This window comes from Marinobacter sp. LM1 (assembly GCF_042763285.1).
Classification (GTDB): domain Bacteria; phylum Pseudomonadota; class Gammaproteobacteria; order Pseudomonadales; family Oleiphilaceae; genus Marinobacter; species Marinobacter nauticus.
The window spans coordinates 793,421-807,626 of the sequence record NZ_CP114373.1 but is presented as its reverse complement, the minus strand read 5'-3'; the positions used below and the strand labels follow the sequence as shown (position 1 = coordinate 807,626).

General features: G+C 56.7%; 14 protein-coding genes. 8 read left to right on the top strand and 6 right to left on the bottom strand.

Annotated elements, in window-relative coordinates; translation table 11 throughout:
• Complete coding sequence (waaA, locus tag OZ656_RS03780; RefSeq protein ID WP_286714898.1) at positions 1–1,254, bottom strand: lipid IV(A) 3-deoxy-D-manno-octulosonic acid transferase; 1,254 nt, start codon at positions 1,252–1,254, stop codon at positions 1–3.
• A gap of 102 nt (positions 1,255–1,356) precedes the next feature.
• On the opposite strand from waaA, the gene lpxL reads away from it, so the two are divergent.
• From lpxL to OZ656_RS03760, 4 genes are read left to right on the top strand one after another with little or no spacing between them, the layout of a single operon-like run.
• Complete coding sequence (lpxL, locus tag OZ656_RS03775; RefSeq protein WP_011784319.1) at positions 1,357–2,313, top strand: LpxL/LpxP family Kdo(2)-lipid IV(A) lauroyl/palmitoleoyl acyltransferase; 957 nt, start codon at positions 1,357–1,359, stop codon at positions 2,311–2,313.
• 3 nt (positions 2,314–2,316) lie between these two features.
• A complete protein-coding gene (locus tag OZ656_RS03770) occupies positions 2,317–3,279 on the top strand; it encodes a mitochondrial fission ELM1 family protein (RefSeq protein ID WP_153741303.1) in 963 nt (320 codons plus the stop codon).
• On the top strand, positions 3,276–4,394 hold the full coding sequence (locus tag OZ656_RS03765) for a glycosyltransferase family 4 protein (protein ID WP_153741302.1): 1,119 nt from the start codon (positions 3,276–3,278) through the stop codon (positions 4,392–4,394). Before OZ656_RS03770 ends, OZ656_RS03765 begins: the two co-directional genes overlap by 4 nt.
• Positions 4,391–5,404 (top strand): glycosyltransferase, encoded by a 1,014-nt coding sequence (locus tag OZ656_RS03760; protein WP_011784316.1) that lies wholly within the window; start codon positions 4,391–4,393, stop codon positions 5,402–5,404. The genes OZ656_RS03765 and OZ656_RS03760 overlap by 4 nt, the downstream gene beginning before the upstream one ends.
• Here the strand turns inward: OZ656_RS03760 and OZ656_RS03755 are convergent.
• Positions 5,382–6,038, bottom strand: coding sequence for an SGNH/GDSL hydrolase family protein (locus tag OZ656_RS03755; protein ID WP_011784315.1), 657 nt, complete (start codon positions 6,036–6,038; stop codon positions 5,382–5,384). The genes OZ656_RS03760 and OZ656_RS03755 overlap by 23 nt on opposite strands.
• 24 nt (positions 6,039–6,062) lie before the next feature.
• Between OZ656_RS03755 and OZ656_RS03750 the strand changes: the two genes are divergently transcribed.
• The 3 genes from OZ656_RS03750 (at position 6,063) to OZ656_RS03740 (ending at position 9,141) form a co-directional block, all read left to right on the top strand.
• Entirely contained in the window at positions 6,063–6,734 is a 672-nt protein-coding gene (locus OZ656_RS03750) for a YrbL family protein (protein WP_011784314.1), read from the top strand.
• Positions 6,735–6,817: 83 nt separating this feature from the next.
• A complete protein-coding gene (locus tag OZ656_RS03745; RefSeq protein WP_011784313.1) occupies positions 6,818–8,236 on the top strand; it encodes a mannose-1-phosphate guanylyltransferase/mannose-6-phosphate isomerase in 1,419 nt (472 codons plus the stop codon).
• Positions 8,233–9,141, top strand: a complete 909-nt coding sequence (locus tag OZ656_RS03740; protein ID WP_011784312.1) for a lysophospholipid acyltransferase family protein — start codon at positions 8,233–8,235, stop codon at positions 9,139–9,141. The genes OZ656_RS03745 and OZ656_RS03740 overlap by 4 nt, the downstream gene beginning before the upstream one ends.
• Before the next feature lie 23 nt (positions 9,142–9,164).
• Here OZ656_RS03740 and OZ656_RS03735 read toward each other — a convergent pair whose 3' ends face one another.
• Positions 9,165–10,193, bottom strand: a complete 1,029-nt coding sequence (locus tag OZ656_RS03735; RefSeq protein WP_022992060.1) for a glycosyltransferase family 4 protein — start codon at positions 10,191–10,193, stop codon at positions 9,165–9,167.
• 70 nt (positions 10,194–10,263) lie between these two features.
• On the opposite strand from OZ656_RS03735, the gene OZ656_RS03730 reads away from it, so the two are divergent.
• Entirely contained in the window at positions 10,264–11,358 is a 1,095-nt protein-coding gene (locus OZ656_RS03730; protein WP_113880419.1) for a glycosyltransferase family 4 protein, read from the top strand.
• On the opposite strand, the gene OZ656_RS03725 is transcribed toward OZ656_RS03730, so the two are convergent.
• From OZ656_RS03725 to rfaD, 3 genes are read right to left on the bottom strand one after another with little or no spacing between them, the layout of a single operon-like run.
• The gene (locus OZ656_RS03725; RefSeq protein ID WP_199452540.1) at positions 11,342–12,091 is read right to left on the bottom strand and encodes a glycosyltransferase family 2 protein; all 750 of its coding nucleotides are present in this window, start codon (positions 12,089–12,091) and stop codon (positions 11,342–11,344) included. The genes OZ656_RS03730 and OZ656_RS03725 overlap by 17 nt on opposite strands.
• Positions 12,088–13,095, bottom strand: a complete 1,008-nt coding sequence (waaF, locus tag OZ656_RS03720; protein WP_379944962.1) for a lipopolysaccharide heptosyltransferase II — start codon at positions 13,093–13,095, stop codon at positions 12,088–12,090. Before waaF ends, OZ656_RS03725 begins: the two co-directional genes overlap by 4 nt.
• The gene (gene rfaD, locus OZ656_RS03715; RefSeq protein WP_153741298.1) at positions 13,092–14,033 is read right to left on the bottom strand and encodes an ADP-glyceromanno-heptose 6-epimerase; all 942 of its coding nucleotides are present in this window, start codon (positions 14,031–14,033) and stop codon (positions 13,092–13,094) included. Before rfaD ends, waaF begins: the two co-directional genes overlap by 4 nt.
• Positions 14,034–14,206 lie beyond the last annotated feature (173 nt).

Genomic DNA, 14,206 nt, shown 5'->3' with positions numbered 1-14,206 from the left:
TTACAACCGCTCCGTAATACCCTCCACGACCTTATCCAGCGCACCCCGGTTCTTGTTGACCACCGCCAGAGCCCGCTCACCGTACGCCTTCAGCGCCTCCGGGTCGTCTATCAGTGAACAGATCGCCCGCGCCAGCTCATCCGCATTTTCGACCAGCTGGACACCCTGATCATCCAGTAAGCGCTGATAGATTGTCTCAAAATTAAACACATGAGTGCCGGAGAATACCGGAATGCCCCAGGCCGCAGGCTCCAGCGGATTGTGCCCTCCCCGCTCGATCAGTGAGCCGCCCACGAAGGCGAGGTCACTGGCTCCGTAAAGCATCATCAGCTCTCCCATGGTGTCGCCAAGATACACCTCCGCACCAGCGGGAGATGCTCCTGTTGACCGGCGAACCACGGAAAAGCCTTCGCCTTGAGCCATCTCAGCTACCGAATCAAACCGGTCCGGATGCCGGGGCACAATGATGAGTAAGGCATCGGCGTGCTGAGCCAGAATCTGGCGATGAGCCGCCAGCAATTGCTCGTCTTCTCCGGTGTGGGTGCTGCCGGCAATCCAAACGGGGCGCTCACCCAGGGATTTTCGGAAGCTGACAGAGGCCGCACGGACATCATCAGGAATATCCGCATCGAATTTTACACTGCCGGTGACCTCAACATTACCCGGAGCCACTCCGATGCGGCGAAACCGCTCTGCGTCTTTTTCGGCTTGCGCAGCCACCCAGCTGATGCTTTTGATAATAGGTGCTGCCACGCCCCGAACCCGTTCATACCCCCGGGCAGATCGTTCAGACAGACGGGCATTGATCAGAAAAACAGGCACATGACGGTGTCGGCACTGGCGGATCATATTGGGCCAGATTTCCGTTTCCATGATCACCAGGATGCGGGGGTTAACCCGATTCAGGAAGCGCCGAATAGCCCCGGGCGTGTCGTAAGGGGCGTAGGCATAGGCTACCCTGTCACCAAACATCTTCCGGGCCTGGGCCAGCCCGGTATCAGTCATGGCAGTCATCAGGATGGTCGCACCCAGGTTACGGGCCAGCAGGCGCCGGACCATGGGGCCGGCGGCAATGGTTTCTCCCACCGAAACCGCGTGCACCCAAATCACCGGGCCCTGCATTTGCGGCACCAACCCAAGGCGATGTTGCCAGTCTTGCCGCAACGCCGGCGCCTTGCGGCCCTGCCACCAGAGCCGGACAAGGATAAACGGCAGGGCGAGCCGGATCAGCAGGGAATAGATAAACTGGAACACGCAGGACTCCCGGCAAAACAGTGCGTTATCATAGGGATAAATTTGTTGTGGACGGGCATCTTGCCCCCCGGAAAACCGTTTGTCGATGCAGGATTCACGATTTTGAAGAAGAAGTACCGCAAACTACCGCGAAACACAGACTATTCAGCCTATCGCCATCCTCGGTGGTGGCCAACCTGGCTTGGCATAGCGGCGATGTGGCTGGTGGCCCAGTTGCCCCTGCGCCTGCAATGGTGGCTGGGCAAAATTGCTGGCCTACTGGCCTGGCGGCTGGCGAAAAGCCGACGCCATATTGCCGAAGTGAACATTCGCCTGTGTTTTCCGGAGCTGAACCAGCAGCAACAGGCTGCGCTGGTTCGCAATGCCTTTATCGCCAACGGTATTGGTTTGCTGGAGATAGGTATTGCCTGGTTTCGTGACCCAGCCAGGCTCACGGGCATCACACAAGTCCATGGCCTTGAGCATTTCGAACAGGCCCTGGCTGGCGGCAAAGGCGTCTTATTACTGGGAGGGCATTACAGCACCCTGGACCTGGGCGGCAGCCTGGTTACACAGTTCATCGAAGCAGATGTCATGCAGCGGGATCATAACAACCCGCTGATGAACGCGGTAATGACAAGAGCCAGGGAGCGCCGCTACGGCACCGTGCTGGGCGCCCGGGACCTCCGGGGCCTGTTTCGCAGTCTGAAGAAAAACCGGGCGGTCTGGTATGCTACCGATCAGGATTACGGCCGTAAGGATATCGTGTTCGCGCCGTTTTTCGGCATCCCCGCCGGCACCATTACCGCCACGTCGCGAATCGCCGAACGCAGCGGCTGCAAAGTTGTTCCGTTCAGCCATTTCCGCCGGGATGGCAAACCTGGTTACGACATATACTTTCATCCGGCTTTGGATAACTTTCCGAGCGGCGACGATCAGGAAGATGCCACCCGCATCAATGCCATCATTGAAAGGGAAATCCGAAAGGCCCCAGATCAGTACCTCTGGATGCACCGCCGCTTCAAGACCCGCCCAGACAGGGATGACCCTGGTTTCTACGGGCGAAAGCGCAAGGACTAACTCGTGAGCAATCACTCGCAAGCACCGGTTGTCTGGCTGCTGACAGACAACAAGCCCGGCCACAAAAACCAACTCAAGGGGCTGGGCAATCGCCTGCGGGTGCTGACCGGCGCGGCGCTCTACTGGATCAGTGCCGAAGAATACCCGGTACCTCTGTGGCGAGCCCTGCTGGGTGTGGCCCCAGCCATGGATACAGCACTGCCCAAACCGGCCCTGATCGTGGCCGCAGGCACCGGTACTCACCGTTTATTGCTGGCACTTCGGCGCCTGGGCAAGGCCAAAACCCTGATATTGATGAAACCGGCCTTCCCACTGGGCTGGGTAGATGGCGCGATTATCCCGGCCCATGATGAGGTAAAGCCTGCTAACAATATCCTGCACACCGAAGGCGTGATCAACACCATCACACCCCTCGCCCGGCTGACCAGCAAACCGGAAGCCCTGATCCTGGTGGGTGGGCGTTCGGAACATTTCGATTGGGACGAAGATGCCATTCTGAATCAGATAAGCGACCTGATAGCCCGCTACCCTCAGTGGCGCTGGACCATCACCGATTCCCGTCGCACGCCGGAAATGACCAGCGAGCGACTGGCCGAATTGCAGAGCCCGAAAATCTCCGTAGTGCATCACACCCGTACCCACGACGACTGGCTCAGCCACCAGCTCGCTGCTTCCCGCGCCGTCTGGGTAACGCCGGACAGCATTTCCATGGTGTGCGAAGCCGCCACTTCCGGCGTGCCCACCGGCCTGCTGAACCTGAATGCGCGTGCCAACAGCCGCGTTGCGAACGGAGTAAAACGCCTGACAAAGCGGGGGCTGATTGCCCACTGGGCAGACCATGCCAGCGTGATGGCCGAACAAGCAGAAAGGCATGAACGACTCTGGGAAGCCGACCGGGCTGCCCGATGGGTGGCGGCTAACTATTTGGCTGCTTTTCAAAAATCAGGAAAGGAGGCCAGACAATGAAGATTCTCCAGGCTCTTCCTGCGCTCTATAGCGGTGGCGTGGAAAGAGGCACGGTGGAATTCGCCGCCGAGCTGGTCAAGCGCGGCCACCAGTCATTCGTGGTCTCCAACGGAGGCCCAATGGCCGAACAAGTTCGCGGCCAGGGTTCGACTCATATCCACATGCCCATTCACCGGAAAACGCCCGCGTCTTTCGGACAGATCCTGCCCATGCGAAAGCTGTTACAGGAGCTGCGGCCTGACATTGTTCATGTCCGCTCCCGCATGCCCGCCTGGATTATCCACCTGGCCCTGAAGACCCTGCCTGCCGACCAACAGCCCGCCGTTGTCTCAACCTTTCACGGTATGTATTCCGTCAATCCCTACAGCGCCATCATGACCAGGGCGGACCAGATCATTGCCGTCTCCAATTGCGTGCGGGATTACGTGTTGAAGAATTTCGAGGTAGCGGAAAACAAGCTGACGGTGATCCAGCGCGGCGTCGACATCGACGCCTTCCGCAACCGCGCCATAAATGATCAGTGGCTGGACATTCTCCTGTCCCGCTTCCCCCAACTGGCCGGCAAGAAAATCATTATGATGCCCGGCCGCATCTCCCGCTGGAAAGGCCAACTGGACTACCTTGAAGCCATGGCCCGCATTGTCCGCCAGCGGCCGGATTGTCACGGTATCATCGTAGGCGGGGCCGAACCGGGAAAAGAACGATTCCTGCAGGAGCTTGAAAAAGAGCGCAGCCGGCTGGGCCTGACCGATAAAGTCACATTCCTCGGCCAGCGCAACGACATGACCAACCTGTACCTGTTCGCCGATGTGGTTTGCCACATGTCCACCAAGCCTGAGCCGTTTGGCCGCACAGTGACCGAAGCATTGGCGTCCGGCACGCCAGTGGTTGCCTACAACCGGGGCGGTGCGGCGGAAACGCTGCAGGCATGCTTTCGGGACGGACTGGTGACTCCGGATGATACCGGGGCATTCGCCAGTGCGGTGTTGGGGCTGCTGGATAAGCCCCGGCCAGAGATTGAGTTGCCAGAGCGGTTTTTGTTGCGGGCGCAGACGGAGGCCACGCTCGCCATCTATCAAAAACTGATGGCAGCGCGGCAGGATCTCACCCCGTGAATATTCTGATGCTGATGCTCTCGGACAATCCAGATACCGGCGGCATGGAAAAACACGCCCGTGAACTCTCCAGCGAACTGGCACGACTGGGGCACACGGTGACGTTGGCGGCTGCATCACAGCATCTCTCGGACCTTGAACCAGCGGTAAAAACGCGAGCATTGGATACAGGTGGCTCACGCAACTCTCCCTTTTTACTGCTCACCGTCCTTCGTCTAATCAGAGCCAACGGTTTCGATGTTATTCATGCACAGGGCACGAAAGCGGCCTTCGTTCTTCAGCGGCTGACACCTTTTACGAGAAGCCTGATGCGAGTAGCGACCATTCACGGCTTCAAGTCGCGCTACCCTAAAGCCGCTGCGTTTCACCAACTGATCGCCGTCAGTCAGGCCCTTGCAACGGACATCGCCCAACCGGGCGTTACGGTCATCTACAATGGCGTATCGGTTATTCCTCAGGCGCCAGCCCTGCTTCCCAAGGAAACAGAACGGCCGGTTTGGCTGGCCGTGGGCAGATTGGTGTCGGTCAAAGGCTTCGACTTTCTCATCAGAACCTTTCAGTATTGCCCGGGAACCCTGCTCATAGCGGGTGACGGGCCTGAGCGGCAGCGACTTGCGGATCTCATCAGCTCAACCCATCAGTCTGAGACGGTGAAGTTGCTTGGCTTCCGCTCAGACGTTCCCGCACTGATGGCTGCGGCAGATGGGGTGGTGATCAGCTCTGAAAGAGAAGGGTTTTCTTATGTGTGTGCAGAAGCGCTCTTGCTCGGTAAGCCCGTCATTTCAACCGACGTACCGATAGCCAACGAAATCTTGCCTGAAAAACACATCTTTCGTGGTGAAGACCCAAAGCGGTTTGCTGCTTATCTAAGCCAAGACACTTCAACATTGGTCGCCGAGCAGGCAGAAGCACAAGCATTTGCTGCTGATCAACTATCGCTTTCCAGCATGGCTAGCCAAACGCTGAATGTCTATCAGAGAGCTATCGCTAACCTTGTTTCAATACACTAATAATCTTCGCCGCAATCCGTTCATGCCCTGCGGCTGTCAGGTGAGTACCGTCCTCCATGAGAGTGAGGTCGCGATGCGCCCAGATATCCTCATAAACATCCACGTACATCACATTATCGTGGGATTCCGCAATCCTCGCTAATGCTTCGTTGTAGACTTTGATCCTTGGGTTGCGTGGCTCATCCAGGTTGGGCGCCGTTGCAACAAGAATAAAACGGGTCTTGGGCGCCGATACAATCACCTGATGAAGGTTATCCACGTATTCTGATAACGGTACCTGTTCAACAGCCCCCAAACGCTTTTGCAGCTGCCATACACGCGCCAGTTTCTTGAGCTTCTTAACCAGCTTTCTGGCCAGTTTACGCAAGGGGAAATCAGGGTAATAAAGCACATAGGGTGCCCCGCGAAACGTTAGCCAGGAGTCCACCAGACCATACTGGACAAAAGCAACAGCGTACTGTGACGCGGGGAAAGCACGATTGTACTCAAGCAGTTCACGAGTCGTGCTCATAGTGTGTCCGCAATTGGTCAGCTCAAGCGCTTCCGACTCACAAACAATCTGTGGCCATAAAGGGAAACATTCACCTTTAAGCCCTTCTGTGTTGCAATCCCCGTATGCTATTGCCCGATTCACTCTCTCGCCTCAACTAATGAAACCATGCTAGACCTGTCTGACAAGTTGCCGTTCGCGCAGGGCTACAATCGCCTGTGTTACGAACACCCGTTAGATTCAGCCCGCTGCCTGAAGATCGTTCGCCCCGAAAATATTGCAGCCCGCACCCAAAGGCAATCACGCCTCAAGCAGCTTTTAGGAACCAATCGGCTCAACGATAACACCCAGGAGATCATCGCGCACAATCAGCGTGCCATACGAGAACTGCTCGCTAAAGGTCGCGAAGATCTTGTCTGGTCGCATCTGCCAAGGTTCTATGGAAGCGTGCAAACTTCCCTTGGCGAGGCCAATGAAAGCGAACTGATTCGTTGTGCTGATGGCAATGTTGCGCCAACGCTCGAAACACTGATGCAAGACCATGGCCTGACACCGGAACTGGAAACAGGCATCAGAGAATTTCTCGACTGGCTGAAACAAACCCGAATACTCACCAGAAACCTGCTCCCTCATAACCTGGTCGTCACGGATCGGATTGGCCGCACTCAATTGTTTCTGGTGGATGGTCTCGGGGCGCCAACGATCCCCCAGGCGCTGGCGCCGCTACCGGGCTGGAGTTCACATTACATAGATAGAAAGATCGACAGGTTCAGAAAACGACTGGCCTGGGAACAAAACGGCGAAGGTCTATCCTGGGAAGATTTCCAACGCCTAAGATAAAACCGTTAAGATCTGCGTGTTAACATATAGTGTCAGTGATTCTTAGCCGAATTGGCAACAATTCAACACCCTGGAGCGCGCACATGATTCACCCCGTCATTATGGCCGGAGGCACCGGCTCTCGCCTTTGGCCGTTATCCAGGCAACTGAACCCCAAGCAGTTCCTGAAACTGACGGACCAACATCTATCCATGCTGCAGCTGACCGTGGCGCGGCTGGATGGTATGGAATCCGCCGATCCACTCCTGATCTGCAATGAAGACCACCGTTTTCTGGCGGCTGAGCAAATGCGCCAGGCGGGCTACAAAGATGCCCGAATTATTCTGGAGCCTTGTGGACGCAACACGGCACCGGCCATCGCTCTGGCAGCCCTGCAACTGGTCAAGAACATCGATGAAAACCAGAACCCGCTGATGCTGGTTCTGGCCGCAGACCACCTGATCAAAGATATCGCTGCGTTCCAGAGCGGCATCCAGAAAGCCATACCCCTGGCTCAGCAGGACAAGCTGGTGACCTTCGGCATAGTACCCGGCCATGCGGAAACCGGTTACGGCTACATCCAGCAAGGCCCGAAATTGGCGGACGACAGCTTCAGCGTTAGCCGGTTTGTAGAGAAGCCCGACCAGACTACCGCGGAAGAATACCTCGCATCCGGTGATTACCTCTGGAACAGTGGCATGTTCCTGTTCGGCGCCCGCACCTACCTTCAGGAACTGCAGAAACACCGCCCGGACATTCTTGCGATCTGCCAGGCAGCGCTGGACGACGCCAGCGAGGATCTGCACTTCACCCGCGTGAATGAAAGCGTATTCGCCGAGTGCCCGGAAGATTCCATCGATTACGCCGTGATGGAAAAGACCGATAACGCCGCCGTGGTAGCGCTCGATGCCGGCTGGAGCGATATCGGCTCCTGGTCCGCCTTGTGGGAAGTTTCCGAGAAAGACAGCTGCGGAAACGCATTCAGCGGTGATGTCATTGCCCATAACACAGAGAGCACTCTGGTCCGGGCAGACAGCCGCCTTGTGGCCACGGTTGGCGTGAAAGATCTGGTGATCATTGAAACCAAAGACGCCTTGCTGGTCGCCCATAAAGATCAGGTCCAGGATGTCAAAAAGGTGGTTGAACGCATCAAGAATGATGGTCGACACGAGCACATGAATCACCGGGAAGTCTACCGGCCCTGGGGTGTATATGATTCCATCGATAATGGCCACCGCTACCAGGTGAAACGCATCACCGTGAAGCCCGGCGCCAAGCTGTCTGTCCAGATGCACCACCACCGGGCAGAACACTGGATTGTCGTCAGCGGCACCGCAAAGGTAACCAATGGCGAGGAGTCGTACCTGGTGACCGAGAACCAGTCCACTTACATACCGGTCGGCCAGATCCATTGCCTTGAAAACCCCGGCGTTATTGATCTGGAACTGATTGAAGTGCAGTCCGGATCCTATCTGGGCGAAGACGATATTGTACGATTCGAGGACCGGTACGGCAGATCATGAGCAAATTCAAGTATTACCTGATTGCCGGCCTGTTGCGGATGGTTAGCTATTTACCCCTGGGAGCCGCACAGTTCATCGGCAAATGGCTGGGGCTCCTGGCCTGGAAACTGGGCGGCAGGCCAAAGAAGATCACCGACATCAATCTGGACATCTGCCTGCCGGAACTCACCGAAGAGCAGCGCAGGGACCTTTCCAGAGACTCCCTGGCCCACACCGGCATGACGGCCCTGGAAATTCCGCTGATGTGGGAGTGGCCCGTAGATAAGTGCCTTGGGTTGATCAAGGAAACGGAAGGCCTGGAGCTGGTTGATGAGGCCCTGGCGACCGGCAAAGGATTGATCTTGCTCGCGCCCCACCTTGGCAACTGGGAGCTGGCCGGCCTGTTTTTCTCTTCCCGCTATAAGATGGCCGCGCTATATAGCCCTCCGCACATCAAGGAATTCGAAGATTACATGATTCGGGTGAGGGGGCGCCTGGGCTCCGAACTGGTACGCGGCGACCGTAAAGGCCTGATGCGCCTGATGGGCATTTTGAAGGAAGGTGGCGTAGCCGGCATTCTTCCCGACCAGTCTCCCCGGGGCAAAACCAACGCCTACGCGCCCTTTTTTGGCATGGACGTGATGACCATGACCCTGGTCGGCAAGTTGGTACAGAAAACCGGGGCCAATGTTCTGGTGACCTACGCCGAGCGCCTGCCCAACGGCGAAGGCTTCAAGATTCTGGTCACTCCGGCGGAGCCTGGCATTGGTGCCGATGATGCAGTGGCCGGCGCCACCGCATTGAATCAATCCGTGGAAAAGGTGGTACGAATGGCCCCTGAACAGTACCAGTGGGAGTACAAACGTATGCGGCACCGGCCGCCGGGGAACCCGAATCCTTATAAGCCCGGGCAGATTTGCGACTAACCGCCCGGCTGCCAGGAACTACCTTAGGATTGCAAGGTTGCGGAGTAGAGTCCCAGGTAACGCTCCGCTACCGACGCAGGGCTGAACGCTGTTAATCCAGCCTGGGCAGCGTCTGCGAAAGCGGCGGCCTGCTCAGGGCTATCGAGGATAAACTGAATCGCCGAAGCCAAAGCCTCCGGGTCACCCGGAGATACCAGAAGACCATTCGCTTTATCGGAGATCAGATCAGGAATGCCTCCGGCTTTGGCCCCAACCACCGGCACACGATGTTGCATGGCCTCAAGAATCGTTGAGCCAAGCCCCTCGGAGAGTGAGGGGAACACGAAGACATCCAGAGCTGCCAACCAATCCCCGACGTTATCTTTATGCCCCAGAAAACTGACGTTGGGCAAACCCTGTGCCTGGGACTTGAGCCACTGTTCATCTGGCCCTTCTCCCAGGAAAATGAACTGCACGTCTGGCCTGAGGCTGCCCAGCAAACGCGCTGCCTCAATCGTGATGTGATAACCCTTGTGCTTCAGGAGGCGCCCCACTTGGCCAACCAGGCGTTTGGCGGGATACTGCTGCCGGATAGCTTCGACGGCGTCTGGTGCGGCGGGAAAGCCTGAGAAACTCGAGGGAATGATGACAGTGTCCACGCGGCCCAGTCGCTGTTGTACAACTGATTCAATGGCCGAACTCAGGCAGACGACGGTCGCGGCTCCGCCATAGGCCGCAGACGTCAGGCGCCCGGTTCCGATGGGATTATCGACTCGCCGTGTGACGACGTAAGGCGTTCTACGCAGGCGGGACTCGATCCAGGCCCAGTAGACTGATTTACCGTCGTGGCAATGAACGAGGTCCCAATCCCCCTTGCCGTGGCCCAGCAGAAAATGTGCAGTCTCTCGCCTACCGAGCGATTGGATGCTTTCCAGCTCAGCCCATAGACGACTCCCCGGCCGGGCCACCAGCGATTGCTGAATGCCACGCTTCGCCAGCTCCCGAATCAGGTTTACGGTCTGTCGCTCACCACCGGAAAAACCTCCGGCCAGATTTACGTGGCAAATGTGCATACCAACTCGGCCCCGTCGATGTTTTAATGGCGGCAGTGTAAGAGATCGACCATGAAAAGGACATAACACTGTGAAGCTACTTGTAATCAGCTCCTATGTAGATACCTGGAACTCTGTTCGGCCAGAAGCCGAAATGCTGATCGGGCTGGCAAAATTGGGTGTCGAAGTTGAGCTGATGACACAACCGGATGCGGAGTACCGCTCCCGATTTGAAGAAAACGGCATCAAGGTACACGGTTTCCATCCCCGAAAGAAAATAGAGCCTGAAGCCATTCGTCGAATTCGTCACCTCCTGATCGAAGGCAAGTTTGACGCCGTGTACTGCTTTAACAACAAAGCCATCGCTAACACCAACCTTGCGGCAATCGGCCTGCCAGTCAAAGTTATGACCTATCGAGGCCAAACCGGCAATATCAGCCGCTGGGACCCAAGTGGCTACCTGACCCACTTAAGCCCACGGGTGGATCGAATTATCTGCGTTTCCAAAGCAACCCGCGATGACCTACAAAAGCACGTCTGGGGCAACAAAGACAAAGTTTGTACGGTCTATAAAGGCCACGATCTCGACTGGTACCAGGATACTCCGGTAGACCTCAAACAATTCGGCGTACCGGATGGCGCCTTTGTGGTTGGGTCGGTGGCAAATATCCGCCCCAGAAAAGGACTGCCAATTCTGCTGAAAGCCACACACCTTTTACCCGCGGACAGCAACATCCACCTATTGCTCGTGGGCCGGGGAATGGACAATCCAGAGGTTCAGGCTCTAATCCAGGCCAGCCCGATGGCCGACAGAATTCACCTGACTGGATTCAGAAAAGACGCGCCAGCCATCATTGCGTCCTGCCAGGTATCCGTGCTGGCTTCGACCAAACGCGAGGGGCTTCCAAAAACGGTGATTGAAGCTATGGCCTATGGCGTTGCACCAATCGTCAGCGATACCGGAGGAAGTGCGGAGCTCATTGAAGATGGCGTTTCCGGCATACGCGTAACGCCCGGTAGCGCTGAAGAAATTGCTGCAGGCATTCAGCGGCTGCATGAATCCCCAGAACTATGCGCAAATATGGGCCAAAGCGCTCGAGATAGAATCGCCTCGCACTTTCACGTACAGCATTCGTCTGAAGCCCTTTTGAAGGTGCTGAGGGAAACCGTCAACGGCGAGTTTTAATCCAGAGTGCTGCGTATTTGTTGAAGGCATAAATGGCGGTGGTGACGGCCAGCAAAAACCCATGCCGGCCGTCCAGAAAACCCCTTTGAAGCAGATACTTCCGGACAAATGCGCCTAAACTGTGGGTGCAGGCGGAAAACAGTGAGGCTTTCTTGCCACGGCGGGCCCGCCCCTCGGCCCAATCCTCCGCATAGCGGACGGATTTCGCCATGTAATCCGGGAAATTGGTCGCGGTATAGTGCAACAAATCCCCGTCAAGCGTTTCTACGCTGGCATCGGGACAGTGCACCTTTTCATGCACCAGAGCATTGTCATACCCGTATTCTTCACGGCGGTACAACCGGACCACTTTGTCGGGATACCAGCCAGAGTGCCGGATGAAACGACCAAAAAACCACGACAACCGCTTTACCTGAAACACCTTCTTCGCCGGAGCCTGTTCGATGGCGCGCTGAATGGAGGAGGCCAGTTCCGGGGTGACCACTTCGTCGGTATCGATCCAGAACAACCACTCGCCCTGCGCGTGGCTTTGGGCCCTCTGACGCTGCGGACCAAAGCCTGGCCAGTCGTCCGATTGGAAAATGCGCGCGCCGAATCTCTCGGCGACAGACAACGTATCGTCTGTCGAACCGGAATCCAGAATCACAATCTCATCGGCGAACGCCAGACTCTCAAGGCATTTGGCAAACTCAGGCCCTGCGTTCTTAGTGATCAGTACCGCGCTCAGTTTCACTGGCACGCCTCCAGAACCCGCTGCACGGAAATACCGGTCAAGCAGTTGTAATGGCCAAAACGGCAGGTTCGCTCAAAGCAGGGACTACACTCCACCGGATGCCGGACAATCGTCGCCTTATCCGTCAGTGGCGGTGTGAAATCCGGGCTGGTGGAACCGTAGATGGCAACCACATCAGCACCAGAAGCGGCGGCCACGTGCATCAAGCCGGAATCGTGACTGACCACTTTGCGGCAATGACTGAACAGGTCCACGGTATCTTCCAGGCGGGTTTTGCCACAAAGATTGAACACGCCCTCCTGACCATTGGCAATCTGCTCACCCGGCTCCACATCTTTCGGACCGCCCATAACCCAGACCTGAAAGCCCTGCTGCACCAGTTTTTCAGCGAGCGCCCGGTGGTTTTCAAGAGGCCACTGCTTTGCCGGGCCAAACTCCGCACCGGGGCAGATGGCAATGGCGGGGCGTTCCGGGTCCAGGCCCAGTTTGCCCATCACGTCGTTCAGGTTAGTCTTGTTAATCGTCAGTGACGGTTGTGGCACATCAAACCGATAGGTTTCGTAATCCGCCTTGCTGACCCCAAGCCCCATGTAGCGCCAAACGGTTTTGTCGGTAATGGTAGAGCCGTCTCGAGTCGGGTGTCTGCGCCGGGCATCGGTCAGTAGAATCGAGCGCCCTTCCCCACTGAAACCCACTCGCTCGGGAATGCCTGCAAAGAAAGGGATCAAAGAGGACTTGAACGAACGTGGCAGGACAATGGCTTTATCATACCCTTTCAGCGTTCTGGCCAGTCGCCACTGAGCCTTCAGGGCCAGCTCGCCACTTTTCCAGGGTGCCGCAATGCCTGTGTTGACCTCAGGCATACGGGCGATGATCGGGAGCGACCACCCGGGAGCCAGCACGTCGATTTTTGCTTGCGGGTCCTGTTGTTTGAGGGACATGAACAGCGCCTGAGCCATAACCATGTCACCCACCCAAGACGGGCCAACCACCAGATATTTCATCGATCCAGCCAAGCCAGGTAGGCCGCTACACCATTGGCAACGTCGGTGAACGAATCGGTATAGCCCGCATCACGCAACGCACTGACATCCGCCTGGGTAAAGCTCTGATAACGGCCTTTCAGCTCATCCGGGAAAGGGATGAACTCCACCTTGCCCTTACCGTGGTATTGGATGACCGCCTCGGCCACCTCCAGGAACGACTGGGCACGGCCAGTGCCCAGATTGAAAATGCCGGACTGGTCCGGATTATCATAGAACCACAGGTTCACCTTGCACACGTCGTCTACATATACAAAGTCACGCTGTTGCCCACCGTCAGAATAGCCATCCCAACCTTGGAACAGCTTGGGATTCTGGCCAGCTTTGATCTGTTCGTGCAGGTGATAGGCCACGGACGCCATCTTGCCCTTGTGCTGCTCCCTCGGGCCGTACACGTTGAAGTAGCGGAAACCAACAACCTGGCTGCGGGCGGAGGGCAGAATCTTGCGCACGTACTGGTCAAACTGCCACTTGGAATAACCGTAAACATTAAGCGGTCGCTCGCACTCGCGCTCTTCCCGAAATTCATCACTGGCTCCGTAGACGGCGGCACTGGACGCATAGAGGAACGGCACCTTGCGATCAAGGCACCAGTGCAACAACACCTTGGAGTAGGTGTAGTTGTTCTCCATCATGAACTTGCCATCCCACTCGGTGGTGTCTGAACAGGCCCCCTCGTGGAAGATGGCCCTTATACCCACCGGCAGGTCATTCGCTTTGACCCGCTCCAGGAACTCACCTTTGTCCATGTAATCCGTGACATCCAGCTCCGCCAGGTTCCGGAAACGGGTACCGTCGGTCAGATCGTCCACCACCAGAATATCGGTTTCGCCACGCGAGTTAAGGGCGTGAATAATGTTGGCTCCAATGAAACCGGCACCGCCAGTGACGACAATCATGGTAAGGCTCCTGAAATTTCTGTGCGGACAGGCCAGAAGATGGCCGCTGTGTTCAGCCGTAATACTAACCTCTTTTGTACCTGCCTAAAACAACCAGAGCCCGAGTCTCCATCGGCCAGAACCATGATGAACACTGGATTAACGGGCGGTTAGTCTGTGAAAAAGCATATGGG

Excerpts from the sequence above, each read along its gene's own strand:
- OZ656_RS03765 (WP_153741302.1), top strand. The coding sequence starts at position 3,276 with ATGAAGATTCTCCAGGCTCTTCCTGCGCTCTATAGCGGTGGCGTGGAA.
- OZ656_RS03750 (WP_011784314.1), top strand. The coding sequence starts at position 6,063 with ATGCTAGACCTGTCTGACAAGTTGCCGTTCGCGCAGGGCTACAATCGC.
- OZ656_RS03745 (WP_011784313.1), top strand. The coding sequence starts at position 6,818 with ATGATTCACCCCGTCATTATGGCCGGAGGCACCGGCTCTCGCCTTTGG.
- OZ656_RS03740 (WP_011784312.1), top strand. The coding sequence starts at position 8,233 with ATGAGCAAATTCAAGTATTACCTGATTGCCGGCCTGTTGCGGATGGTT.
- OZ656_RS03735 (WP_022992060.1), bottom strand. The coding sequence starts at position 10,193 with ATGCACATTTGCCACGTAAATCTGGCCGGAGGTTTTTCCGGTGGTGAG.
- waaF (WP_379944962.1), bottom strand. The coding sequence starts at position 13,095 with ATGAAATATCTGGTGGTTGGCCCGTCTTGGGTGGGTGACATGGTTATG.
- rfaD (WP_153741298.1), bottom strand. The coding sequence starts at position 14,033 with ATGATTGTCGTCACTGGCGGTGCCGGTTTCATTGGAGCCAACATTATT.